The following is a 22,071-nucleotide window of genomic DNA, read 5'->3' as shown; positions in this document are numbered from 1 at the left end:
ACGCCCACCCTGAGGCACGTCATCCGCTCGCGGCGTCTTCGGCCTCCCAGCGCAGCAGGTCACCCGGCTGACACTTGAGCACCTCGCAGAGTGCGGCGAGCGTCGCGAAGCGCACCGCCTTGGCGCGGCCGTTCTTGAGTACCGCCAGGTTGGCAGGCGTGATCCCTACGCGGTCCGCGAGCTCGCCCACGGACATTTTCCGCCTGGCCAGCATCACGTCGATGTCGACGGTGATCGGCATCAGATCACCTCGTCCAACTCGGCCTGCATCTTGGCCGCTTCGACGTCGCGCGCGACGGCCTGGGCGAGCAGCATCCGCAGCACGAGAACCATGAGCGCGACCCCCAGGATGGCCACGCCAATCCCGCCCATGATGACGGTGACGCCCGGGTCCTCCCGCTGGCCCGGCGCATTGAGGGCCGTGACCGCGAACCATACGAGCGAAGCCGCCACGATCGCGCCGATCATGACGTCCACGTACCGGAAGGCAGCGTGGGAGAACACGGTTCCGCGTCGCACCATCGTCACCAGCCGCCATACGCAGACAAAGGCGACCTGGACCGACACCATGCCCACGATCGTGACCACGCGCAGCGCGGTCAGCGGGAGTGACCCGTCCTCCGGGTCGCTTCCGCTGACCAAAGCCCACACCATCCCTGCCTGTACGAACAAGGTGCCGGCGAACACCACCACGAGCACGGTGCGCAGCGCAGCCACTGTCAGCTTTCCCATGACCCATCCTTCCATCGAGTTGCGATGGGAATCTATCGAATGTCGATAGATGAAGCAAGAGCTGGATGGAGGGGTGGGTGGCGGTTTCGCATCGGGGTGGGACGTCGCCGCCCCTCCCATGGCATGGCGTTCGGTACTGGGGCGGACGCGGGCCGAGGGTCCGGCCGCCCCAGCGCCTGGCAAGGCGCGGTCGCCGGGGGCAAGGTCCACTCGTCCCGCGGCAACTGGGCCCACCTGCGCGGACACGACATCAAGGCGGTCATTCCGGAACTGAGGGACCGGGCGTTCGAGACCACTGGCACGCCCGGCTGCCAACCGATGTCACAAATCGAGTCGCCGGCTCGTCGTCCATGAGAACGGCATCCCACGACGGAGTGCCCAGCAGTACTTTTCCCGACAGAAACGGAGAAAACGTGTTCGCCGCCTACGTCACGGTCACCATCCTCGGTGCGGTCTTCAACGGTGCCGCCGCCGTCACCTACCTGATAGGCCACGAATATCCCAAGACCCAGGCGGACATGAAGGGCGTGCCCCGGAAGTGGGTTCCGGTGCTGGGTGTTCTGCTGGCGGCGGGCACCGTGGGGCTGTTGGCCGGGCTCGCCGTGCCCCTCCTGGGGACCCTCGCCGCCGCAGGCCTCGTGCTGTACTTCATCGGCGCAATCATCGCCCACTTGCGGGTGGGCTCCCGCAACATCGTAGGCGGGATCGTGTTCCTCGCCACCGCCGTGGCCGCCCTGGCTCTGGGCCTGGCCTACCACGGCGCCTGGTAGCCCGCGGGCCCAGAAATTCCGCACCCGTCATCACGGCGGCCGTCGCCGTCCTCCCCGCTCCGCTGTCCCGCCGGATCACACCCTCGAACCGCTGTCGGTGCCGTGCGGGGTGCCTGTGCGTGCAGCCCCTACAGGTAGCACGGGGCGGTCGTGTGGACGGCGAAGCCGTGCGGGCTCGACGGCTCGCGGCGCAGCACCACGAACGCCTCGCGCGGACATCGGTGGGCCCGCGGGCCCACCAGCAGATCGGCTTCCAGCTGGACACGGCCCGCTGGCTCCTCCTGGGACGGCCAGGCGGCCTCGACCGTGAGGTGGACCCGGGTGCGCCGGGCGAGCCGGGGCTGGACGGCCTGCTCGTAGGCGGTCACCACCTGCTGGGTGGCTCATTGGGTGGTCTCCCGGTCGAGACAGGAAGTGGAAGGGGTGAGCTCGGAGTCACGCGCTCTCATCCGGACTTCACATAATCCCGTTTCGGTCCGACCGGTCGGTAGATTGCGTTTGCGGACCCACTTAACGTTGAGGTGGAAGTTGTCCATGGAGTTTGAGAAGCGGGATGTGAGTGTCGTGGCCAAGGATGAGAAGGCCAAGGCCAAGGTGGAACAGGCAAAGGGCAAGGTGGAGGAGACCGCCGGCCGCACGGTAGGCAACGAAGGTTTGACGGCCAAGGGGCGCGCCGAGAAGGCCAAGGGCGACGTTCGTCAGGCGAAGGAGAAGGCGAAGGACGTCTTCAAGCGCTGAAATAGGACCGGCAGGTCCGGAAGGGCTGTCCCGTAATCCCTGGCGGGCGCACGACGACAGTTACGGCACCTCGCTGCGTTGTCGGAACGCCCGAATACCCCCAGTATGAGGACGCCCCTCCGCCTTGCGATGCACCGCATCTGATGCCGCGCGCTTGATCCACCAGGGATTACGGGACAGCCCTTACCTGGGCCGTGCATAAGGCCATTCCGCCAGTATTCGGCCCACGCCGCCCCCCTGTCCGCCGCTGTTTCGCCCGGTGGAGCCGGCCTCGGGGTGTCGGCCCGGCTCGACTGCGTCATTCTCGACGCGCCCGGCGCCGGAGAGCCGGAATGGTTCCGACGCGCTCGAGGGGTCGGCGTCCGGCCGCAAGGTGGGCTTTTCGCCGCCGGTGACCGCGTCCGGACGGCGCCCCGGTCCGTGTTTTCTTGACGATCTCTCCGACCACCTGAATTGGCGGATCCACAGGTGGGCGGCCAGGAAATGATGTGCTTCACGCCGACCTGCGCGCCCTGGGCCAACCCCCGTCGAAGCCCACTTCGGATCTTTGCGGCAGGTCATCCTGACCAACTCACATCACCCCGACCACACGGTCCGGACCCGGGGCCTGCACGCCTACCTGCGTCGGCGTAGCAAGCACGCCCGCGACCGCGACGTCCTCGCACTCAACGGTGCGAGGCGCCCGCATCCGCAGCGAGCCACCAGGCTCAGGCCGCCTATTGGACCGCCGCCGAACGGCTTGAGTGAGGCGGGAGGTTGTTGCGGCCACCTCACCTCTCGGACGTCGTGCTCACCCGGGGCCGTTCACCCCCAGGCGGAGCAGCCCGAGAGGCAAGGTGCGGGATCAGGCATCGGTATCGACACCTGCCCATGGGCCTGTGCTCGCGACTCTCGCCGCCGCGGCACCGGGACCCTTGGTGGCGGGTCCGATGATTCCCGCATGCGCCCCCTCAGCGGCCGTCGGGCACGGGGACGAGGCCGTCGGCGACCAGGCCGGCGAGTACCGCCTCGCCCAGGGCGTGCACCGCGGACTGCGGGCGGACCATGACGGTGAACTCCTTGATCCGGCCCGTCTCGTCGAACTGGAGCAGGTCGATGCCGTGGATCTCCTTGCCGTGCACGGTGGCACGGAAGAGGAGGATCGCCGAGGGGGTCTCTTCGCCATCGGTGCTGGTCTCGGCCGCGCCCTCGAAGTGTCCGACGTAGCGGAAGTCCTCGAAGGTGCGCAGCAGGACGCCGAAGAGTCCCAGCACCATGGGCTTGCCCTCGAAGGGGGTGAACTTCACCGGGCTGTAGAGGCGGATGTCCTCGGTGAACAGGTCTTCCAGCGCTGCGAGATCGTGCTTCTCCACGGCGGTGCGGAAGCGTTCAGCAGTCTCCATGACCCCTCCTGTTACTCAAGAATGTGACTAGTCACTTTCTTGAGTATGATGCAGTGGCGGACAGGGAAAGGGAAGGGGCACCTTCGATGGCCTTGCGACATGCCGTGCTGGCGGCGCTGCTGGACGGCGAATACAGCGGATACGAACTGGCCAAGGCGTTCGACGTCGGTGTCGCGAACTTCTGGCACGCGCTGCCCCAGCAGTTGTACGCCGAGCTGACCAAGCTGGAGAAGGAGGGGCTGGTTGCCGGTCGGCAGGTGGTCCAGGAGACCCGGCCCAACAAACGGCTGTTCCGGGTGACCGACGCCGGGCTCGCCGAGCTGGACAGGTTTGCCGCATCCGTATCGAAGCCCTCGTTCATCCGCGACGACCTGCTCGTCAAGGTCCAGGCCGCCGACCACATCGGTACCGCGCCGGTGATCGCGCAACTCGAAGAGCGAGCGACCGCAGCCGAGGCCAGGATCGAGCTCTTCGGCAAGCTGCTGCGGCAGATGCGTGGCGAAGCGGACGAGGACGAGTTCCTGCGTCGAGGCGAGCGGATCGGGCCGTACCTGACCTGCCTGCGCGGCCTGGCCTTTGAGCAGGGCAACCGGGACTGGTGCCTGCGGATCTCAGCCGTTCTGCGGGAGAGGCGGACGAGTCTTGAACAGCGGTGAATACCTGCGCTACGTGGCCCTGGGCGACAGCCAGACCGAAGGGCTCGGCGACGGCGACGACATCGTCGGTCTGCGGGGCTGGGCCGACCGGCTCGCCGAGCGCCTCGCGGCCGTCAACCCGTCTCTCGAGTACGCCAATCTAGCCGTACGAGGACGTGTCGCCGGCCAGGTCCGCACCGAACAGCTGGGGCCCGCCCTGGCCCTGCGACCCGATCTGGCGACTGTCGTCGCCGGGGTCAACGACCTGCTCCGACCCCGGTTCGACGCCGCGGAGGTGGCCGGGCATCTGGAAGAAGTCTTCACCGCGCTCACGGCTACCGGGGCCCACGTGGTGACCCTCACCTTCCCCGACGTCGGGAAGATCGCGCCACTTGCCCGGCCGGTCAGGTCCCGCGTGTTCGACCTCAACGCGCGCATCCGCGCTGCGGCGGCCCGGCACGGGGTCACGGTCGCCGAAACCGCCGGGCACGCCGTCACCACCGACCCACGGCTGTGGAGCGCTGACCGACTCCACGCGAGCCCCCTGGGTCACGAGCGGATCGCCGCGGCCGTGGCCCACGCCATTCACCTGCCCGGAAGTGACGACGCCTGGACGCTCCCACTGCCTCCACAGCCGGTCCCCGCCGGCTGGCGATCTGCAGCAGCTGAGGTGCGCTGGGCGGCCGCATTCCTCGGCCCCTGGCTCGTACGCCGTCTGCGAGGCCAGTCCTCCGGCGACGGCCGCACCGCAAAACGCCCCCGGCTGCTGCCCTTGAGCACCACGCCCGACTCCCCGGCAGACACCGGTCCACCGGATTCGCCGTAGCGAGGAGGCCTGTGCCGGGCGGGCATCTCCCGTAGGCGACCCTGCCGTCCGCGTCGCGGGCGACGGTCGGGGCGGGGGCCCGACAGTGACCTCGGCGGTCAGTTCAGCGAGCGCGGGGTGCGCGGCGTGTGCGTTCTACAACTCGGTAGCTCGCTCGTGGCGGGGCTCGTACATGCCCACCTCGCCGCCGCCCGGCAGGCGGAACCTGGTCAGCCGCCCCCAGCGCGCATCAGTGACCGCCTGCGTGAACTCCACGCCCTTCGCGGCCAGGTTCTTCACCGTTGCGTTGATGTCGTCGCACATCAGGTAGAGCTCCTGCGACTCCGGACCGTCCGTGGGATGCACGGCGATCTCGGTCGGCGGAAGCTTGAAGATCAGCCAGCCGCCTCCCGCATCGACGTGCGGATACTCCAGCACATCCCGGAAGAAGGCCCGGTCCGCTTCTGCGTCACGGCTGTAAATGATGACGTGTCCACCGGTGATCATGCGGTCAGGGTAAGCCTGGGCAAGCCGCTGACGCGGACACCGCGCTGCTGCGTCTGTTCCGCCGCCGCCGCCGCGCGACGGCAGCTGCAGGAAGGTGTCCGCGCCCGCGTTGACCGGATCGACATCGCCAGGGGCGTCCCCTGAGAGGCGTCTATGTCTCCCCGCGTCTCCAGCGCCTCCCGTAAAAGAACACTCGTTCTTGACCAAGCGTTCTTTAATCGCATACGGTTATGCCCATGGGACGACCACGCACCTTTGACACCGATCAGGCCGTCAGTACCGCGGCCACCCTCTTTGCCGCATACGGCTACGAGGGCACCTCGGTGGACGACCTGGTCACAGCCACCGGCATCCACCGAGGCAGTCTCTACAAAGTCTTCGGCTCCAAGCGGAGCCTGCATCTGACCGCCCTCCGTAACCACCTCGACCACGAGATCCGCCCCGCCACCGCCGCCATCGCCACCCTGACCGACCCTGCGCAGGCACTGAACACAGCGATCGCCTCGTACGACAACGGCCCGGCGGCCGGGCTTCTCCTCCTCGCAGCTGCTGAACGAGCCACCCACGATGCCGAGGTTGCCGCGCTGGTCGCGGAAGGCATCACCGCCCTGGAGGACGCCCTGCGCCCTTCTCACGGTGACGCCGCCCCTCAAGTCGCCTCCACCGTCCTCGGTGCCCGCCTGCGCCTGCGTGCCCAACTCACCGCCTCCCCCGAGGAGTACTGACATGGCCCTGATCTCCATCGACCGTGAACGCGGCCTGCTGACCGCTGAAATCCAGGGTCTCGACAAGCTCTGGAGTCTGAAGAGCCGCCTGGAAATCCCCCTCGCTCACGTGCGTGGCGCCACCCACGACCCCGGCATCGCCCGTGAACGGAAGGGCATCCGGGTCGGTGGCACCTACCTCCCCGGTGTGATCACCGCCGGCCGCTTCCTCAGCAACGGTGAACGCCTCTTCTGGGACGTGAAGAACCCGGACAAGGCGGTCGTCATCGAACTCGCCGACGCCGAAACCTACGACCGCCTTGTCATCGAGGTCGACAATCCGCGCGCCACCGTGGCGCTCATCGAACAGTCCATCGCCCGGGGCTGAAGCATCGCTTGCGGTCTGCTGCTCGGCTTCCCGGCCCGGCCGCCTGGTCCGCGAGGTCGCACTGGCCATCACGTCGGGTCAGCCGAGCTTGCCGGTTGTGACCAGCTCTTCCGTGGCAGGCCGGTGCGCCGTGGCCGGCTTGATGGGGATCGCGAATTCCCGCCGTTCGCGGCCGCGTCGTCCTGGGGGCGGGAACCCTTCGCGCCGTCGGGGTGCCGACGGACAAGCTGAAGGAGGCCGCGACCGTCGTGGCGAGGGTGGTCCGAGCCGATATGTCTCACGTCCCACTGCGTGATCCGCCGTATCGGCCTACCGTCGGGACATGAGCGAGATCTTCGTGATGTACGAGCTCGATCAGCCGAGTGCAGCGCCATCCGCCACCGGTGCATCACTGGTCGAGGGGCGGCCCGTCCGCTGCGTGCACGCAGCGCCCGCCGCCCCAGGGTCCACCACGACTCCAGGACCGCGCACCCTCTGCGGTAAGGACACCTTCGCCATGGAGTCATCTCCCGGCCGGCCCACGGATCCCGATACCTCGTGGTACACGGCGGAGTACGCCCAGCTGGTCTGTGCGCAATGCGACGCTGTGATGGAGGGATGATCGGTCCTCCCATCGGCGGTGCTGCGGCCGGCTCCAGCCGTAGAGCGTCAGGCCAGGGCCCCGATACATGTGTGACCGGCCGTGATGACGCCCCGAGGCGCACATAGCCCGGCATGCGTCCACCGGCCTTGGCCGGTGGACCTGCGCCATGCCCGGAGCGCGATTCCTGAGGCCCACGCGACGACCGCGTATATGTCGACGGCCGTCGTCGGCGGTGCATCCGGCGAGGAATTGATCACGTACGGCCTGGATCGACTTACACATCCGGCCCTGATCGGCCCGGGTGAGCGCTGAAGCGATCCGGGGGTGGGGCCGCCCGGTCCGTAAGTGAAGGGCCAGGCATGCGCGTGTGATGGCGAGGCCTTCTGCCGCAACATCCGTGCGTGGTCGTCATGTTGCCTGCCCTCGTGAAGCAGCGCCCCTGAGACCTTCAACGGTTGGCCGCATGCCGAGGTGGACCCGGCTGAGGTCGGCGCTGCGGTGACGGGCGATCTCCTTGTCCGCTTGATGATCACGGGTTAAGGTCCCGGGGCACGTATCGGGGGGATCAGGCAGGTGGGGGATATGGCCGACGATATTGACGCGCCCATGAAGGGCGCGGGCGCGTGGGGGCAGGCCGTTGCGGCCGTGGCGCTGGTGGCGGCGCTCGGTGTGGGTCTGTGGACGCTGGGGGAGACGTCGTCCTCGAACGGTGAGTTGCCGCCTGCCAAGTGCTCGGGCGGCGAGCCCGAGAAGACGCCGGGGAAGGCCGGGAAGGTGTCTCGGCTCGTCTCCGGGGCGCAACTGTGCGAGGCGCTGAACCGTCCCGACCTCGCTGAACTGCTGGGCACGCCGGGGGAGGCCGCGAAGACCGCCGGCGGCAGCGGTGGCTCCGTAAAGTTTGCCGGCGGCAAGGAGGTCTACACTCCCTCGGCTCGGGTCGAGTTCGGGACCTATACCGTGACGCTGTCGGCCACGTACGACCGTTTTCCGGTGGCCGGGTCCGCCTCCCTTCTGGGGAGCAGCGCGCGGCAGCGGACGGTTCTGGGCCGCCCGGCGGTCGTCTACTCGGACCGCACCATCAGCATCCGTTTCCGTCTCGACGGGAGCGACACCGACAGCGGGCCCGGCGTCCCCACCCGAGCTCTCACCGTGGCCCGGGACGCAAAGGACAGCGGCGGCTCCTTCGAGGTGGTCCTGTGGCGTGAGGACGGCGGGGTGCCGGACGACGCGGTGCTGCTCCGCGTCGCCGAGAAGGTGCTGCCGACCGTCCCGGGGTGGACTGCCGACCGGTGACGGCCTCCGGCGCCCGTCATCGAGCACGGACGGTGGTGGAGCGGGCCGGGGTTGCCATATCGGGCCGCGGTGGAGCCCCATCTGACGGTGGTCCAGGCCGTACTCACCCTTGGCGGCCTGGAAGCACACCTCCGCGGCCTGCGGTCTTGGTCAGGTCCTGCGATGCGATCCGCAGGAGACGGGGCGCATTTAGTTTCATATGAGAACGTATCGAACGAATAGATGGCTGTAATCTGGCTTCATGACCGCCGATATTCCTCGCAGAACCACCGCCTCGCGTGTGACCGACCGCCCCGGGGATGCCTCGCCTTTCGCTCTCGGCCTGCTTCTGCGTCGGGCGCACTGGCACGCGGCCGCGGTGATGGAGGAGGCGCTTCGGCCGCTCGGTATCGAGCTGCGGCATTTTGCCGTGCTGATCGTGCTCGTCGACCGCGGACCCACGGTGCAGCGGGACCTGGTGGCGGCGACGGGGTCGGACAAGGCGGGAATCATGCGGGTCGTGGACGACCTTGAGCGTAGGGGGCTGGCCGTACGCAAGACCGTTCCGGGGGACCGGCGGGTGCGGGCGGTGGAGATCACGCCTCAGGGCATCGAGCTTTTCGATGCAGCTCATGTGGCGGCGGTACCGCTGGCTGAGAGTCTGGCTGCCGAACTGCGACCCGGCGAGCTCGAGCGGCTGACGGATCTGCTGACCCGGTTTGCCCATCCCGCAGGCGGAGAGGCATAGGCGTGTCCGGCGCACGGGTCGCCTGCCGGTGGGCGCGCTTCGTCTCATGCGTCTTTCGCGGTGAACCCGGCCTTGAGCGGTAGCCATCGCTGCCGCGTGCCGCCCTGGCCGAGGGGCGGTCTGGGCTCCGTCACCGACGGGGACCGAACTGGCGGCGCGACTACTGCGTGGCATACCTGGGCGACGGTGTGCTCTTCCCCCTCGTACGCACCGCCGTCGTCTCGACGTGGGGCCGGCAGGTCCCAGGCCCCGGCTGCCCCGAGCGCCGGCCGGGCCGAAGGCCTCCAGGGGCAGCGCGCCCACATCACCGGCGGAGAGGGTGCACGCGACGAGGACGCCGTGTGATGTCCTGGGTCGAGGCGTCACACGGCGTCCATGGCCCGTCGGTTACACCGCGAGGCGCTCCGAGAGCTCCTTGGCCTTGGTGGCCGCGTCCTCGAAGGCGCGCTCGCGCGAGGCCTCGTAGAGGGGTATCAGTCCGGACATGGCCGGGTTGCGGGGGGCCATGGTGAGTTCGGGGACGATGAAGTCGAGGTCCAGGCCGAGGGTGCCCTTGAGGACGGCCTCCAGGTAGTTCTGTACGAACTCATAGTCCTCGCGCGGGGTGCCCGGCGCGTAGGAGCCGCCCCGGCTGGCGACGACGGTGACAGGCGTGCCCTGGGCGGAGGGGGTCTCGCCCGCTGTGCGGCCGAGCAGGATCACGTTGTCCAGCCACGCCTTGAGAGTCGACGGGATCGAGTAGTTGTACATGGGGGCGCCGATCAGGACGGCGTCCGCCTGCTCCAGCTCTTCGATGAGCTTCACGCGTGCGGCGAACGCGGCGGACTGCTCCGGGGTGTGCTCGGACGGGTCGGTGAAACCGGCGGTGTGGGCGTCGGCGGTGATGTGCGGCACCGGGTTGGCGGCGACATCGCGGTAGAACACCGTGCCTTCCGGATGCTGTTCCTCCCAGGTCTTACGGAAGGCGTCCGCGACCGAACGGGACGAGGACGCCTCGCCGGGGAACGCGGACGAGTCGATGTGTAGCAGCGTGGCCATGGACCTTCTCCAAAAGAGCAGTGCCCGAGGCGGGGAGCCAGGGGCTGAGGATTCGTACTCGACGACAGTCAAACACAAGATGGTATTGAATGATACTGTCGCGAGTAATACGATAGTGAGTGCAACGAAGAGGGTCACGTCGAGCAGGGAGATGCGCGTTCATGGACGTCTATGAGGCGGTCACAAGCCGACGGGCAGTGCGCGGATTCACCGACCGGCCCATCCCGAAGGAGGTGCTGGAGCGTGTGCTGTCCGCCGCGTCCTGGGCGCCCTCCGCATCGAACCTGCAGCCGTGGCGCGCCTACGTGCTGACCGGCGCGCCGCTGGCCGAACTCAAGAAGCGTGCCGGTGAGCGCATAGCCGCAGGCGACCCCTGGGACGAGCCGGAGTACGAGCAGTACCCGCCCGCACTGAAGTCCCCGTACCGCGAACGCCGATCCGCCTTCGGCGAGCAGCGCTACGGCGCACTCGGCATTCCGCGCGAGGACGTGGAGGCGCGCCAGAGGGCCGCTTCCGCGAACTGGGACTGTTTCGGCGCGCCCGCCGCCCTGTTCTGCTACATCGACCGCGACCTGGGCCCAGCCCAATGGTCCGACGTCGGCATGTATCTGCAGACCGTCATGCTGCTGCTCCGCGCCGAGGGCCTGCACAGTTGCACGCAGATGGCATGGGCGAAGTACCGGAAGACCGTCGCGGAGGTCCTGTCACCCCCGGACGGGCTCATCCTCTTCTGCGGCATGTCGATCGGGTTCGAGGACGTCACCGTGGGTTACACCCGTACGGGACGGGCACCGTTCGACGAGACGGTCACTTTCGTCGACGGTCACTGACACCGCCTGCCCTCGGCCGAATAGGTTCGGCGGGGATCCGGCGGGGAGGCGCGCCAGGTGCGGGACCCGGGCCGCGCGTCCCAACTGCCTGATGCGGCAAGCGGGTCCGTCCTGTGGATCTACGTCTGATCGAACGTCCAGACGAGCACCACTTGCCCCTCCTCGGGTACGCCCTCGGCGTGTCGGTACGTCGCCAGTGCCGCCGCATTGTCCTCGTCCGTGATCACCCACATGCCGTAGCAGCCACGTTCGCGTGCCAAGTCCGCAAGTGCCGACACCAGAGTCCGGCCTACGCCCTGCCCGCGGAACGATTCGTCCACGCCCAGCTCGTACAGGAACATCTCGGTCCCCTTGTCCGGATGCATCATCTCGACACCGGTGACCATGCCTGCCGGGACGTTGTCCACGTAGGCGATCAGCAGGTGGTGACGCTCGTCCGCCAGGAAACTCTCAGTCGCTTCCTGCCGGGGGAAATCATCGAACAGGTGCCCGGCCGCCTTGACGGCCTCGACCTGAGTGATGCGACGGATCTCCACGCGGAAATACTGGCAGGTTCCGCCCTTGAGAGCTCCGGTCCTTCTCTCCCTGAGATTCAGGAACCGTCGCACCGGCAGAGCGAGCCTTGCCTGATATGGAACCAGGTCCTGCCGTCGCGAACGGACTCGGAAGCAGCGGAGCCAACCACCTTTGCGGGCAGACTGCGCACATGCAGCTCCCCGCCGAAGCCGTCGCCGCCACCGTGCTGATCGAGGTCGTACGGATCTCCTCCCTCCCGACCGGACGGGGCGTCCCATACCCCGGCAGGGTGGTCGCCCACTGGACCGGGAGCGAGGCCGCCGAGGCCCTGACCTTGATCGAGATGCTGCCCGGCAGCGAACAGCACCGCTGCGGCTTCTCGCCGGGCTGGAGCATCCGGGCGTACGAGGACTCTCTTGACCTGGCGCTGTTCGAGGCGGCGTTCTGTTTCAGGTGCCACGAGGTCCGCCTGCACGGAACGGCTGTGCCACCCGTGCCGGACACGCAGTTCTTCGACCCGGACACCCCGTCGGCCCAGGCCCTCCTGGCTCTCTTCCGCGCGGCAGCCCCGTAGCCGGCCGACTGGCTGGGCGGGATCGCGCACCCGCGAGTCGTTTGCTCGGCCTTCTTCGAGCCGGTGTCGGCGTATCCGCCGGCTGCCATGTGGTGTCGCGGCCGGCGAAGCGCCGGCCGGTAGCACCCGTCACCAAGGCTGCCCGGCGGCTGCACCAGCACGACGTCAACGTCGAGATCGGTCAGCCGCCGGGCCGTGCCATGACGGGTCACGCAGTACACGAAGAACGGCTCACCCCGGGTACCGCCCGCCGATTTTCGAACACGACTTCCGGCATTCGGGATCGGGCTCCGCAGTAGCTCGGGGCAGCTCAGGCGCTGGAACTCTGCCAACGCCCCTCGCGGCCTGTCGTACCCGACGACAACCCACCCCGGGCAGCCCCAAGGCGCGGGCCGTCAGTCTTCGACGGTGTGACAGGCCCTCGGTGCATCGACGGGGTTGCACCTGGCGGGCCCGCCGCCAGGGAGCTGAGCCACGTAGTCGCTGCCGTACCGGGCAGCGAGCCCGGGCACCGGGAAGTCGGTGCTGATGATCTGGGCGCCGCTGGCCAGCGCGGCCTCGAGCTGCTTCGTGTCACCAGTCCTGGCCGCGCCGAACGGGACGTCGCTGCGTGTACGGACGAAGTAACCCTTGCGCACCCAGTCCTGGATCTTCGCGGTGTTCGCGCTGGTCGGGTCGTTCTCCTCGAGGAATGCGGCGTCAGCGCGGCCAGGAGCGGAGTCGGTGAACAGCACACGGCCTTCGAGATTCGGCCGACCGCTGAGGTAAGGCGCCTGCAGCTTGGCGTCCTTGTTGTCCATCAGGAACACGAACTTGCCGCGCGCCCGAGCCAGGCTCGGCCAACCGTGGCGCAGTACGGACTCCTCGAGCGTCAGGCCCCGGTGGCGAATCGTGTCCGGTGTGATGAGCTCGTCGGCGTCGAACACCGATCGGATCTCGGTGTCGAGCCGGTCGAACTGCTTCGCATCCCAAGGAGGGCTTTTCGGGCCTCCGAGCTGCTCCAGCTTCGGGTCCGTCGCCTTGAGCTCGAGCAGGATCGGGATCGGCACATGGTTCGGATTCGCGTCCGACCAGGTCTTCACCTGTCGCAGGCACTTCACCAGCGTCGAGCACGTCGTGTTGTAGTCGTGGTCGGCCCAGTGCATGACCTTGAGACCGGGTCCCGCGAGTTCGGGGTCGTCGAGCGGAGGGAGCCCGGCCTGCCGGCGGATCAGCGGGTCGGTGTAGAGCCCACCCCGGTCGCTGTCGGGCATCACGTCGAGTTCGAGCTGGCGCACCGGCTGCTGGTCGAGCTGCACCGGCAGCGACGCGTGCGAGTACCACAGATTGTCGGGGTCGGACTCGCCCTGGATCTTCTTCTCCGCGAAGGACAGTTCGCGGTGGTAGCTGTTGTGCGTGCCCAGCATTTGGATCTGGTTCATCCGGACCGGGGCGTGGTCGCTGGCGTCCGCGCCCGAAGTGAGCGTGCCGAGGCCGAGGACAACTGCCGTGCTGATGAGTGCAAGTTGACGTATACGCATGGACCGCACCCTCGCCGGTGCTCGTGGTCATCAAACGAAGGCCGACCGACCTGACAGGGAATGCCTCCCCAACAACGCCTCGGTTCCGTAGGCATGTTGTGACCGGCGGCCGTCGTGCACGTACGGGCCCGTCGACAGGAACGAGATCCGGCCTCGTGGGATGGCCCGCGCAACCGTGACCGCTCGGTGCGGACCGGCCCGCACGGGCGAGATTCCCGGCACAGCAGAGTCGGGAGTGTCCTGCGGAAGCTGCCCGCAGTCATCGGCCGGTGGCCGAACCCGGTGACGCCAGGGCGGGGCGGGCGAGCCCGACCGGACGGCGTCGGCGTCCGTCAGGCCACGGCTGAGCCCGGTGCGCGTCTGATACCCGACATCGGCAGGGGACCGGCTCTTCACCCTCCGGCCACGAGTCCGCCAAGGGGCCGGACCATGATCGTGGTCGTCTTTGATCCCCGTCGCAGGAGGACCACACCATGTTGCGCCGTACCCTGTCCGCACTCGCCGTCGTCTCCGTGCTCGCCACGACGGGGATCACCCAGGCCTCTGCCGCCGAAGGCACCGGTGCCCGTGTGCTGGATGTGATGACGTTCAACATCCACCACGCCCAGGGCACCGATGATGCACTCGACCTTCAGCGGATCGCCGACGTCGTCAAGGAGAGCGGGGCCGACGTGATCGGGCTGCAGGAGGTCGACAACCACTACTCCGGGCGCAGCAATTGGGCCGACCAGCCCGCCGAACTGGCCGCCATGCTCGGATACCACGTGGCGTTCGGCGCCAACATCGACAACAACCCGCCGACTGCCGATGGACACCGGATCCAGTACGGCACCGCGATCCTCTCCCGGTACCCCATCACCGAGTGGGACAACACCTGGCTTTTCAAGTCACCCGGTCAGGAGCAGCGCGGGCTGCTGCACGCCACGCTCGATGTCCGCGGGAAGGCCGTGCACTTCTATTGCACCCACCTTGCCGCCAGCTCGCAGACCGACCGCCTCCACCAGGCGCCGCAGCTTGTCGACCTGATAGGTGACACCGATCCGTCGATCCTCGTGGGCGACTTCAATGCGGTCCCGTCAGCGCCCGAGTCCCTTCCACTGCAGACGAGTTACACCGACGCGTGGACCAAGGCCGGTCACGGGGACGGGATGACGTTTCCTGCCGAGGGCCCGACCGAGCGGATCGACGACATCTACACCACCGACCAGGTCAAGCCGGTGGTCACCCGCGTACTGCACGCCGACCCCACGGCGTCCGACCACCTCCCGGTGATCAGCCGGGTGGTCGTCGCGCACTGACGGGGCTTCCAGTCGGGTTCGAGGCGACTCCGTGCTTCACGGGACTGCGGGGTCGCTTCGAGAGGCATGGCACATCGGCCGGAGGGGGCCGGTCATGGCGCACATCGCAGCATCGGGCTGCGTGTGGCTGACTGGCTCGGGGCATGCGGGTTCAACGCCGCCGTGGTGGCGACCGCCATCGACTGGCTCAGGGCTGACTGCGGGAGTTGAGCTACCGCAGGGAGTCCGCCGATGCCGGAGTGCCGATGTCCGGCGGGGACTTCGGCCCTGGGCCGATGTCGGGCGGGGGTTTCGGTCCTGCGTCGCCAAGGCAGTTCGGGGTGAGCTGGGCGACAGGGTTTCCTGGCTGGTGCCCACAGAGAGCCGGAAGGCGATGATGTCAGCCATGGCATTGTCGACGGCGTTCACGAAGTTGTTCGGTGTGCAGCATCCGATTGCGTCTGCGCCCATGGGCGGGTCGGCCGGCGGCGCGCTGGCTGCGGCGGTCTCCCGCGGCGGGGGGCTGGGGTTGCTGGGCGGCGGGTACGGGGACCGGGATTGGCTGGCCCGCGAACTACCGATCGTTTCTGCAGGCGGGAGACCGTGGGGAGTCGGGTTCCTGAGCTGGGCTGCCGGGGTCGGCGCTGTGGAGCAGGCACTGGAGTACGGCCCGGGGGCTGTGATGCTCTCCTTCGGAGATCCGAGCCCGTTCGTCGAGCGAATCCGAGCAGCCGGTGCGGCGGTGATCGTTCAGGTCACCGATCTGGAGGAGGCCCGGCGGGCGGTGGATCTGGGGGCCGATGTCATCGTGGCCCAGGGCAGCGAGGGCGGGGGGCACGGGGCGCGGCGCGGGAGGGCCACGTTGCCCTTCGTACCGGTCGTGGTGGACTTGGCGGCACCCGTGCCGGTGCTGGCGGCCGGTGGGATCGCCGACGGTCGTGGCGTGGCCGCCGCCATGGCGCTGGGGGGCGCCGGGGCGCTCATCGGCACCCGATTCCAGGCCACGGCCGAGGCGCTGGTCGATCCCTCGACCGCCGAGGCGATCGTCCGCGGCTGCGGGGAGGACACGGAGCGCAGCGGCGTCCTCGACATCGCCCGCGGGGCCCGTTGGCAGACGACGAAGTACACGGCTCGCTCCCTCGGTCACCCCTACCTCGACCGCTGGCGGGGTCGGGAGACGGAACTCGCCGCGGATTCCCAGGCGCGCCATGACTACCAGGTCGATGTGGCACGAGGTGATGTGCCACCACTGCCGGTGTGGGCGGGCGAGGGTGTCGACCTCATCGACGACCTGCCACCCGCAGCCGATCTCGTTGCCGCACTGGCGGCCCAGGCCGATGACGCCCTGGCCCGGGCAGGAAGGTACTGACAGGAGCACACTGAAGCACGCTTTCCGGGGCACTTCCGCAATCGGTCGCTCGTGGGGAACCTTGGTGGCTGCTCAGCGGTCAGGCGGACCGACTCATTGCTCGCGGTGGAGGACACCCGTCGCTGGGGCGACGGCAACATCACCGCCAGGGCGCTGATGCCCGGGCGAGGTCAGCGCCAGTGCGGGGCGCCCGCTCCGCCTGGAGTCGTCGCCTCGATCTTTGTGCGGATTTCGCGCATGACCCGGATGATCTGGGACTCATGGGCGGGGGTCAGGCGGGCCACGGGTACCGAGCAACTGATGGCGTCCTGGGCGGGGGCATCGTAACGGAGGGCGAAGCCGAAGCCGATGATGCCGAGGACGCCCTCCTCGCGGTCGATGGAGTAGCCGCGGACGCGGGTTGCCGCGAGGTCGGCCGCCAGGGCGTCGCGGTCCGTGTGGGTGTTGGGGGTGGCCGGGGTATACGGGCCTTCGGGGAGCAGGGAGTCCGGGCGTTCGGCCAGGAGCGCCTTGCCCAGCGCGCCGGCGTGGGCCGGGAGGCGACGTCCGACCCGGCTGATCGTGCGCAGGTACTCGTGTGATTCGCGGGTTGCCAGGTACGCCACATCTCCGCCGTCCAGGCGGCCCAGGTGGATCGTCTCGCCGAGAGCCTCCGACGCCTCGTCGAGGTACGGGCGCACGGTCCGGACGCGGGGGTCGGAGTCCAGGTAGCTCGTGCCTGTGAGCAGGGCGTGGATCCCGATGCCGTAGAGCGAGCCTGTCATGTCCGTGCGGACCCAGCCACGGCTGATCAGGGTCTGGAGCAGGGCGTACATCGAGCTGCGGGGGACCTGGAGTTCGATCGCGAGTTCCTGGAGTCGCGCGGGGCGATCGCCGCGCTCCGCCAGTACTTCCAGCAGCTCGACCGTGCGCGCGGCGGACTTCACCTCGCGCACTCCGCGCTCCTCGTCCGTGTTCATGGGGTCCGGCATGTGCTGATCGTAAGCGAGGGCAGCCGAACCATTGACGGCCCATGTTTGCGTATCTAACCTTCATCTTCATACGTAGATAGCGTCTACATACGGAGATGGGGTCGGCAGGAATGAGCACGGACACGGAAACGGAGGCCGTCGTCGGGCGGCTGCGGAGCGGGATGTCGAACGGCGTGCTGTCGTTCCCGCTCACCAGCTTCCACGACGACGGCTCGCTCGACCTCGATGGATTCCGTGCGTACGTGGCTGCGCAGATCGACGCCGGTCCCGGCGCCGTCTTTCCCGCCTGCGGCACGGGGGAGTTCTTCTCCCTGGACGAGGACGAGTACCGGGACGTCGTCACCGCCGCGGTGGAGGTAGTGGCGAGGAGGGTGCCCGTCGTGGCCGGCGTCGGGTACGGATGGGCCCAGGCCGCCAGGTTCGCGCGGATCGCCGAGGAGGCCGGCGCCGATGCCCTGCTCGTGCTGCCGCACTACCTCGTCGTCGCGCCGCAGGACGGGCTCGTCGCGCAGCTGGAGCACCTGGCGGCGCGGACCCGGCTGCCGCTCATCGCATACCAGCGCGATCAAGTCGCCTTCAGCACACCATCGTTGAGAAGGATCGCTCGGATTCCCGGGGTCGTCGGACTCAAGGACGGGCACAGTGACCTCGACCGCCTGCAGCGCCTCACGCTCGCCGCGCCCGACGGCTTCCTGTTCTTCAACGGGGCGGCCACTGCGGAGATCCAGGCCCGCGCCTACACCACGGTCGGAGTGCCCGCTTATTCGTCGGCCGTCCACGCCTTCGCACCCGAGATCGCCGACGCCTTCTTCGAGGCTCGCAGGCGGGGCGACGACGGTGCCATGGATCGGCTGCTGCGGGAGTTCTACATCCCGCTCGTCGAAATCCGGGACCGGCAGCCCGGATACGCCGTCTCGCTCGTGAAGGCCGCTGCCCGGCTGCGCGGCCGTCCCGTCGGGCCCGTTCGCGCCCCGCTCACCGATCCCTCGGCCGCCGACCTCGCCGACCTGGAGCGTCTGCTTGCCGTCGGCCTCGACCTCGCATCCGCACTCACTCCCGTAGGAGCCGCCCTGTGACTCGCGATCTGACCATCACCGAGGTTCGGCTGACCCCGATCCTCGTCGCCGACCCGCCACTGCTCAACACCCAGGGCGTGCACCAGCCGTACACGCCGCGACTGATCGTGGAGGTCGTCACGGCAGATGGCGTGACGGGAGTGGGGGAGACATACGGCGACAGCAAGTATCTGGAGCTCGCCCGGCCCTTCGCCGACAAGCTCATCGGGCGTCAGGTATCCGATCTCAATGCACTGTTCGTCGTGGCGGACGAGGTTGCCGTCGATCAGGGACGGGTCGAGAACCAGGTCGACGTGGGTGGACTGCGGGGAGTGCAGACCGCCGACAAGCTGCGCTTGTCCGTGGTGTCCGGCTTCGAGGTCGCCTGCCTTGACGCGCTGGGCAAGACGCTCGGTCTGCCCGTGCACGCGCTGCTCGGCGGCAAGCTGCGGGACGCGGTGGAGTACAGCGCCTATCTCTTCTACAAGTGGGCCGACCATCCGGCGGGTGTCGCCTGCGAGACGGATGACTGGGGGGCCGCCGTCGATCCGGCCGGCATCGTCGAGCAGGCACGGAAGTTCACCGAGCGGTACGGATTCACTTCGTTCAAGCTCAAGGGCGGTGTCTTCGCACCGGAGGAGGAGATCGCCGCCGTACGGGCACTTGCCGAGGCCTTTCCCGGGCATCCGCTGCGGCTCGACCCCAATGGGGCCTGGTCCGTGGAGACTTCACTGAAGGTCGCTCAGGAACTGGGGGATGTACTCGAATATCTGGAGGACCCGGCACTCGGTACGCCGGCCATGGCCGAGGTCGCCGCGAAGACGGACGTGCCGCTCGCCACCAACATGTGCGTGACCACGTTCGCCGAGATCCAGGAGGCCTTCACCCAGGGGGCCGTACAGGTCGTGCTGTCCGACCACCACTACTGGGGCGGACTGCGCAACACCCGAGAACTTGCCGCCATGTGCCGCACGTTCGGGGTCGGGGTGTCGATGCACTCCAACACCCACCTGGGAATCAGCCTCGCCGCAATGACCCATGTCGCGTCGACCGTGCCGAACCTCCACCACGCCTGCGACTCCCATTACCCCTGGCAGTCCGAGGACGTGCTCACCGAACGCCTCACCTTCGAAGACGGTTCGGTCAAGGTGTCCGACGCGCCCGGCCTCGGCATCGAACTCGACCACGACAAGCTGGCGTTCCTGCATCAGCGGTGGCTCGACGACGACGGCCGCCTGCGGGACCGCGACGACGCGGCCGCGATGCGGATCGCCGACCCGGAGTGGGTCACGCCGACCGTTCCTCGCTGGTAACTGCACCCGCGAGACCGGAAGTTCGTGCGACCCGGTCCCGCTCACCCCTCTCTCCCCGCCCTGCCCACGATCGGAGCCGCTCGTGTCCGCAGTACCACCAGCACAAGTCCCCGCTGTCGAGCACCCGCCCGCCGTCCAGTCCGCCATCCATAAGATCTTCCGGCGCGTCGTCCCTCTCTTCTTCGTGATGTTCGTCGCGAACTACATGGACCGCGTGAATCTCGGCTTCGCCCAGGACCAACTACGCGCGGACGTCGGACTGTCCGCCGCAGCGTTCGGGCTCGGCGCCGGGATCTTCTTCATCGCGTACGCCATTTTCGAAGTGCCCTCCAACATGATGATGGAGCGCTTCGGGGCGAAGATCTGGCTCACCCGGATCATGATCACCTGGGGGCTCGTGGCCACCGCGATGGCCTTCGTGTCGAGCGCGGAAATGTTCTACGCGCTACGGTTCCTGCTCGGCGTCGCGGAAGCCGGGTTCTTCCCGGCCGTCATCTACTACTTCTCGCGCTGGCTGCCGGACTCCCATCGAGGGCGGGCCACATCCATCTTCCTGATGGGCTCGGGCACGGCGACCGTCATCGTCGGGCCGATCTCCGGCGCACTGCTCGAAATGCACGGCCTGTGGGGGCACTCCGGCTGGCAGTGGATGTTCTTCATCGAGGGAGTCTTCTCGGTGGTGCTGGGATTCGTCGTCTACCGGTTCCTCGACTCCGGAATCGATCAGGCCACTTGGCTGACGGACGAGGAGAAGCGCGGGCTCGTCGCCGTCATCGACGCCGAGCAGGAGGAGCGCGCCGGGGAGCGCGCGACCACCCAGGTGTCCCGCTGGAAGCTGCTCGCCGACCCGCAGATGCTGCTGTTCCTGTGGATCTACTTCGCGATCAACGTCGCCCTGTACGCGGTGACGTTCTGGCTGCCGTCGATCGTGGACGACATCGGCGGGCTGAGCGAGTTCCAGGTCGGGTTGCTGACGGCAGTGCCGTGGCTGTGCGCGATCGCCGCCGTGTGGGTGAGCGGGCGGATATCGGACCGCATCGGCAAGCGGCGCCCGATCCTGGTGACGCTACTGGTCATCGGTGGCTGCGGCACCCTCCTCGCCGTATTCGTGTCGCCGTGGGTCGGGCTCGGCGCCCTGTGCATCGCCGCCATCGGCTTCAAGCCGGCCTCGCCGATCTTCTGGACGATCCCCCAGAGCTACCTCGACGCACGGGCAGCGGCGCCCGGCATCGCGCTCATCAACTCCATCGGCAACCTCGGCGGCTTCGTCGCGCCGACCGCCTTCGGACTGATCGAGGACGCGACGGGTTCGACCAAGGGCGGGCTGGCGGGCCTGACGGTCGTCGGTTTCCTGGCAGCGTTGAGTGTTCTGCTGGTGCGAGGTGGCGGGCGCAACGACCGGATCCGTACGAAGCCCGTGACAGCCCCCGTGGCCACGGCGCCGAAGGCCACGCCGGGCACGGCGCGGACCGTGGACTCCGGACCTGTGGGAACGGCTCCGGCAGGGGCCTGACATGACGGGCGGCACCGGCGGGAACGCCGGCCGCCCGTCTCAGACCGTGGTGCACACGGGCGTGGCTTCGCACCCGCCGGGGAGCGAACGGTGATCACGTCCACCGGAGAGGACCGTACCGCCCGGCCCGGATCGATCCACAGGAAGGACTGCGCACTCCGCAGGACCCGCCCTGGACGCCTGTCCCACGGGCACCGTCGGCCTCGACATCACCTTCACCGGGCTCTACTCAGCTCCGGTGCGCGGGACCGAGTCCTGGGCACGCGGGGTGGGTCGGGCTCGGTGGGTCTGACGAACCTGACGACGGCGTCGGACCGCCTCGGGCTCAGGACCTGCGCCTCGGCGGTCCGACCACTACGTCGTCCCGGGTGGTCGCCGCCGGGGTGGGGGAGGGGAGACGCAGGTCCCATTCGCCGATGTCACAACTTGCCGGTTCCGTTCCGTCCAAGAGGTGTAGCGAGCAACGACGACACAGGAGCGCATCATGGAAGCTCGGTTGAACCTCTTCGCCAGTCCGGTCGCAGCCAAGTTCGGGAAGCACATCGTCGCTGCGGGCAAGGCGCTGGCGGACTCGACGCTGCCGGCCGCGACACAGGAACTGGTGAAGCTCCGCGCCAGCCAGATCAATGGCTGCGGCTTCTGCACCGACATGCACACCAAGGACGCCGCGCACGCAGGGGAGACCTCGACGCGGCTCAACCTTGTCGCGGCCTGGCGCGAGGCCACGGTGTTCACGGACGCCGAGCGCGCCGCCCTGGAGCTGGCGGAGCAGGGCACCCGCATCGCCGACGCGGCCGGCGGCGTCACGGACGAGGCCTGGGCGAATGCCGC

At 68.5% G+C, this 22,071-nt stretch carries 26 protein-coding genes; 17 read left to right on the top strand and 9 right to left on the bottom strand.

Translation table 11 applies throughout. The annotated features are described in order from the left end of the window. Positions 1-19: 19 nt before the first annotated feature. Together ACFYP5_RS36470 and ACFYP5_RS36465 are read right to left on the bottom strand one after the other, a co-directional pair. Positions 20-241, bottom strand: coding sequence for a helix-turn-helix transcriptional regulator (locus ACFYP5_RS36470; RefSeq protein WP_095878373.1), 222 nt, complete (start codon positions 239-241; stop codon positions 20-22). After that, entirely contained in the window at positions 241-732 is a 492-nt protein-coding gene (locus ACFYP5_RS36465) for a DUF2975 domain-containing protein (RefSeq protein ID WP_389043899.1), read from the bottom strand. The genes ACFYP5_RS36470 and ACFYP5_RS36465 overlap by 1 nt, the downstream gene beginning before the upstream one ends. A gap of 413 nt (positions 733-1,145) precedes the next feature. Here ACFYP5_RS36465 and ACFYP5_RS36460 point away from each other — a divergent pair, with 413 nt between their 5' ends. Beyond that, positions 1,146-1,502 carry a DoxX family protein gene (locus ACFYP5_RS36460; RefSeq protein WP_389043896.1) on the top strand — a complete coding sequence of 119 codons (357 nt, stop codon included), beginning with the start codon at positions 1,146-1,148 and terminating at the stop codon, positions 1,500-1,502. Between the two features lie 128 nt (positions 1,503-1,630). Here the strand turns inward: ACFYP5_RS36460 and ACFYP5_RS36455 are convergent, their stop codons facing one another. Further along, positions 1,631-1,870: a hypothetical protein gene (locus tag ACFYP5_RS36455; protein WP_389043895.1), complete on the bottom strand. Its 240-nt coding sequence runs from the start codon at positions 1,868-1,870 to the stop codon at positions 1,631-1,633. A 166-nt stretch (positions 1,871-2,036) separates the two neighbouring features. Here ACFYP5_RS36455 and ACFYP5_RS36450 point away from each other — a divergent pair, with 166 nt between their 5' ends. Beyond that, positions 2,037-2,240, top strand: coding sequence for a CsbD family protein (locus tag ACFYP5_RS36450; protein WP_389043892.1), 204 nt, complete (start codon positions 2,037-2,039; stop codon positions 2,238-2,240). 950 nt (positions 2,241-3,190) lie between these two features. Here the strand turns inward: ACFYP5_RS36450 and ACFYP5_RS36445 are convergent. Continuing rightward, on the bottom strand, positions 3,191-3,622 hold the full coding sequence (locus ACFYP5_RS36445) for a nuclear transport factor 2 family protein (RefSeq protein ID WP_389043891.1): 432 nt from the start codon (positions 3,620-3,622) through the stop codon (positions 3,191-3,193). Between the two features lie 86 nt (positions 3,623-3,708). On the opposite strand from ACFYP5_RS36445, the gene ACFYP5_RS36440 reads away from it, so the two are divergent. Further along, the gene (locus ACFYP5_RS36440) at positions 3,709-4,278 is read left to right on the top strand and encodes a PadR family transcriptional regulator (protein ID WP_389043888.1); all 570 of its coding nucleotides are present in this window, start codon (positions 3,709-3,711) and stop codon (positions 4,276-4,278) included. After that, a complete protein-coding gene (locus ACFYP5_RS36435) occupies positions 4,265-5,083 on the top strand; it encodes an SGNH/GDSL hydrolase family protein (RefSeq protein WP_389043886.1) in 819 nt (272 codons plus the stop codon). Before ACFYP5_RS36440 ends, ACFYP5_RS36435 begins: the two co-directional genes overlap by 14 nt. 135 nt (positions 5,084-5,218) lie before the next feature. Here ACFYP5_RS36435 and ACFYP5_RS36430 read toward each other — a convergent pair whose 3' ends face one another. After that, positions 5,219-5,569 (bottom strand): VOC family protein, encoded by a 351-nt coding sequence (locus ACFYP5_RS36430; protein WP_389043884.1) that lies wholly within the window; start codon positions 5,567-5,569, stop codon positions 5,219-5,221. Positions 5,570-5,805: 236 nt separating this feature from the next. On the opposite strand from ACFYP5_RS36430, the gene ACFYP5_RS36425 reads away from it, so the two are divergent. The 5 genes from ACFYP5_RS36425 (at position 5,806) to ACFYP5_RS36405 (ending at position 9,264) form a co-directional block, all read left to right on the top strand. Continuing rightward, complete coding sequence (locus tag ACFYP5_RS36425) at positions 5,806-6,294, top strand: TetR/AcrR family transcriptional regulator (protein WP_389043882.1); 489 nt, start codon at positions 5,806-5,808, stop codon at positions 6,292-6,294. A gap of 1 nt (position 6,295) precedes the next feature. Next, positions 6,296-6,661, top strand: coding sequence for a hypothetical protein (locus ACFYP5_RS36420; protein ID WP_389043879.1), 366 nt, complete (start codon positions 6,296-6,298; stop codon positions 6,659-6,661). 322 nt (positions 6,662-6,983) lie between these two features. After that, positions 6,984-7,262 (top strand): hypothetical protein, encoded by a 279-nt coding sequence (locus tag ACFYP5_RS36415; protein ID WP_389043877.1) that lies wholly within the window; start codon positions 6,984-6,986, stop codon positions 7,260-7,262. A 564-nt stretch (positions 7,263-7,826) separates the two neighbouring features. Then, complete coding sequence (locus tag ACFYP5_RS36410) at positions 7,827-8,537, top strand: DUF6215 domain-containing protein (protein ID WP_389043874.1); 711 nt, start codon at positions 7,827-7,829, stop codon at positions 8,535-8,537. A 241-nt stretch (positions 8,538-8,778) separates the two neighbouring features. Continuing rightward, a complete protein-coding gene (locus ACFYP5_RS36405; RefSeq protein WP_389043872.1) occupies positions 8,779-9,264 on the top strand; it encodes a MarR family winged helix-turn-helix transcriptional regulator in 486 nt (161 codons plus the stop codon). A 387-nt stretch (positions 9,265-9,651) separates the two neighbouring features. Here ACFYP5_RS36405 and ACFYP5_RS36400 read toward each other — a convergent pair whose 3' ends face one another. Beyond that, the gene (locus tag ACFYP5_RS36400) at positions 9,652-10,302 is read right to left on the bottom strand and encodes an FMN-dependent NADH-azoreductase (protein WP_389043869.1); all 651 of its coding nucleotides are present in this window, start codon (positions 10,300-10,302) and stop codon (positions 9,652-9,654) included. A gap of 161 nt (positions 10,303-10,463) precedes the next feature. Between ACFYP5_RS36400 and ACFYP5_RS36395 the strand changes: the two genes are divergently transcribed. Further along, on the top strand, positions 10,464-11,132 hold the full coding sequence (locus tag ACFYP5_RS36395) for a nitroreductase (protein WP_389043867.1): 669 nt from the start codon (positions 10,464-10,466) through the stop codon (positions 11,130-11,132). A 119-nt stretch (positions 11,133-11,251) separates the two neighbouring features. Here ACFYP5_RS36395 and ACFYP5_RS36390 read toward each other — a convergent pair whose 3' ends face one another. Beyond that, a complete protein-coding gene (locus tag ACFYP5_RS36390) occupies positions 11,252-11,668 on the bottom strand; it encodes a GNAT family N-acetyltransferase (RefSeq protein ID WP_389043864.1) in 417 nt (138 codons plus the stop codon). A 170-nt stretch (positions 11,669-11,838) separates the two neighbouring features. Between ACFYP5_RS36390 and ACFYP5_RS36385 the strand changes: the two genes are divergently transcribed. Further along, positions 11,839-12,222 carry a hypothetical protein gene (locus ACFYP5_RS36385; protein WP_389043863.1) on the top strand — a complete coding sequence of 128 codons (384 nt, stop codon included), beginning with the start codon at positions 11,839-11,841 and terminating at the stop codon, positions 12,220-12,222. A gap of 395 nt (positions 12,223-12,617) precedes the next feature. Here ACFYP5_RS36385 and ACFYP5_RS36380 read toward each other — a convergent pair whose 3' ends face one another. Beyond that, entirely contained in the window at positions 12,618-13,742 is a 1,125-nt protein-coding gene (locus ACFYP5_RS36380) for a phosphatidylinositol-specific phospholipase C1-like protein (RefSeq protein WP_389043861.1), read from the bottom strand. 473 nt (positions 13,743-14,215) lie between these two features. Between ACFYP5_RS36380 and ACFYP5_RS36375 the strand changes: the two genes are divergently transcribed. Next, the gene (locus ACFYP5_RS36375; protein WP_389043858.1) at positions 14,216-15,040 is read left to right on the top strand and encodes an endonuclease/exonuclease/phosphatase family protein; all 825 of its coding nucleotides are present in this window, start codon (positions 14,216-14,218) and stop codon (positions 15,038-15,040) included. Between the two features lie 385 nt (positions 15,041-15,425). Next, positions 15,426-16,388, top strand: a complete 963-nt coding sequence (locus ACFYP5_RS36370; protein ID WP_389043855.1) for a nitronate monooxygenase — start codon at positions 15,426-15,428, stop codon at positions 16,386-16,388. Positions 16,389-16,558: 170 nt separating this feature from the next. Here ACFYP5_RS36370 and ACFYP5_RS36365 read toward each other — a convergent pair whose 3' ends face one another. After that, complete coding sequence (locus ACFYP5_RS36365; RefSeq protein WP_389043852.1) at positions 16,559-17,359, bottom strand: IclR family transcriptional regulator; 801 nt, start codon at positions 17,357-17,359, stop codon at positions 16,559-16,561. A 110-nt stretch (positions 17,360-17,469) separates the two neighbouring features. On the opposite strand from ACFYP5_RS36365, the gene ACFYP5_RS36360 reads away from it, so the two are divergent. The 4 genes from ACFYP5_RS36360 to ACFYP5_RS36345 form a co-directional block, all read left to right on the top strand. Further along, positions 17,470-18,435: a 5-dehydro-4-deoxyglucarate dehydratase gene (locus ACFYP5_RS36360; RefSeq protein ID WP_389043849.1), complete on the top strand. Its 966-nt coding sequence runs from the start codon at positions 17,470-17,472 to the stop codon at positions 18,433-18,435. Beyond that, on the top strand, positions 18,432-19,727 hold the full coding sequence (locus ACFYP5_RS36355; protein WP_389043847.1) for a glucarate dehydratase family protein: 1,296 nt from the start codon (positions 18,432-18,434) through the stop codon (positions 19,725-19,727). The genes ACFYP5_RS36360 and ACFYP5_RS36355 overlap by 4 nt, the downstream gene beginning before the upstream one ends. Positions 19,728-19,809: 82 nt before the next feature. Beyond that, entirely contained in the window at positions 19,810-21,240 is a 1,431-nt protein-coding gene (locus ACFYP5_RS36350; RefSeq protein ID WP_389043844.1) for an MFS transporter, read from the top strand. A gap of 484 nt (positions 21,241-21,724) precedes the next feature. After that, positions 21,725-22,071: carboxymuconolactone decarboxylase family protein (locus ACFYP5_RS36345; RefSeq protein ID WP_389043842.1), on the top strand; the 347-nt coding region annotated here is incomplete at its 3' end.

It is taken from the genome of Streptomyces sp. NPDC005262, from assembly GCF_042872425.1.
In the GTDB taxonomy this organism is placed as follows: Bacteria; Actinomycetota; Actinomycetes; order Streptomycetales; family Streptomycetaceae; genus Streptomyces.
The sequence above is the reverse complement of the archived record's forward strand: the minus strand, read 5'-3'. Positions and strand labels throughout refer to the sequence as shown.

Coding starts and splice junctions, on each gene's coding strand:
- ACFYP5_RS36470 (WP_095878373.1), bottom strand. CDS start 241: ATGCCGATCACCGTCGACATCGACGTGATGCTGGCCAGGCGGAAAATG.
- ACFYP5_RS36465 (WP_389043899.1), bottom strand. CDS start 732: ATGGGAAAGCTGACAGTGGCTGCGCTGCGCACCGTGCTCGTGGTGGTG.
- ACFYP5_RS36450 (WP_389043892.1), top strand. CDS start 2,037: ATGGAGTTTGAGAAGCGGGATGTGAGTGTCGTGGCCAAGGATGAGAAG.
- ACFYP5_RS36445 (WP_389043891.1), bottom strand. CDS start 3,622: ATGGAGACTGCTGAACGCTTCCGCACCGCCGTGGAGAAGCACGATCTC.
- ACFYP5_RS36440 (WP_389043888.1), top strand. CDS start 3,709: ATGGCCTTGCGACATGCCGTGCTGGCGGCGCTGCTGGACGGCGAATAC.
- ACFYP5_RS36430 (WP_389043884.1), bottom strand. CDS start 5,569: ATGATCACCGGTGGACACGTCATCATTTACAGCCGTGACGCAGAAGCG.
- ACFYP5_RS36425 (WP_389043882.1), top strand. CDS start 5,806: ATGGGACGACCACGCACCTTTGACACCGATCAGGCCGTCAGTACCGCG.
- ACFYP5_RS36420 (WP_389043879.1), top strand. CDS start 6,296: ATGGCCCTGATCTCCATCGACCGTGAACGCGGCCTGCTGACCGCTGAA.
- ACFYP5_RS36415 (WP_389043877.1), top strand. CDS start 6,984: ATGAGCGAGATCTTCGTGATGTACGAGCTCGATCAGCCGAGTGCAGCG.
- ACFYP5_RS36410 (WP_389043874.1), top strand. CDS start 7,827: ATGGCCGACGATATTGACGCGCCCATGAAGGGCGCGGGCGCGTGGGGG.
- ACFYP5_RS36405 (WP_389043872.1), top strand. CDS start 8,779: ATGACCGCCGATATTCCTCGCAGAACCACCGCCTCGCGTGTGACCGAC.
- ACFYP5_RS36400 (WP_389043869.1), bottom strand. CDS start 10,302: ATGGCCACGCTGCTACACATCGACTCGTCCGCGTTCCCCGGCGAGGCG.
- ACFYP5_RS36395 (WP_389043867.1), top strand. CDS start 10,464: ATGGACGTCTATGAGGCGGTCACAAGCCGACGGGCAGTGCGCGGATTC.
- ACFYP5_RS36385 (WP_389043863.1), top strand. CDS start 11,839: ATGCAGCTCCCCGCCGAAGCCGTCGCCGCCACCGTGCTGATCGAGGTC.
- ACFYP5_RS36380 (WP_389043861.1), bottom strand. CDS start 13,742: ATGCGTATACGTCAACTTGCACTCATCAGCACGGCAGTTGTCCTCGGC.
- ACFYP5_RS36375 (WP_389043858.1), top strand. CDS start 14,216: ATGTTGCGCCGTACCCTGTCCGCACTCGCCGTCGTCTCCGTGCTCGCC.
- ACFYP5_RS36370 (WP_389043855.1), top strand. CDS start 15,426: ATGGCATTGTCGACGGCGTTCACGAAGTTGTTCGGTGTGCAGCATCCG.
- ACFYP5_RS36365 (WP_389043852.1), bottom strand. CDS start 17,359: ATGCCGGACCCCATGAACACGGACGAGGAGCGCGGAGTGCGCGAGGTG.
- ACFYP5_RS36360 (WP_389043849.1), top strand. CDS start 17,470: ATGAGCACGGACACGGAAACGGAGGCCGTCGTCGGGCGGCTGCGGAGC.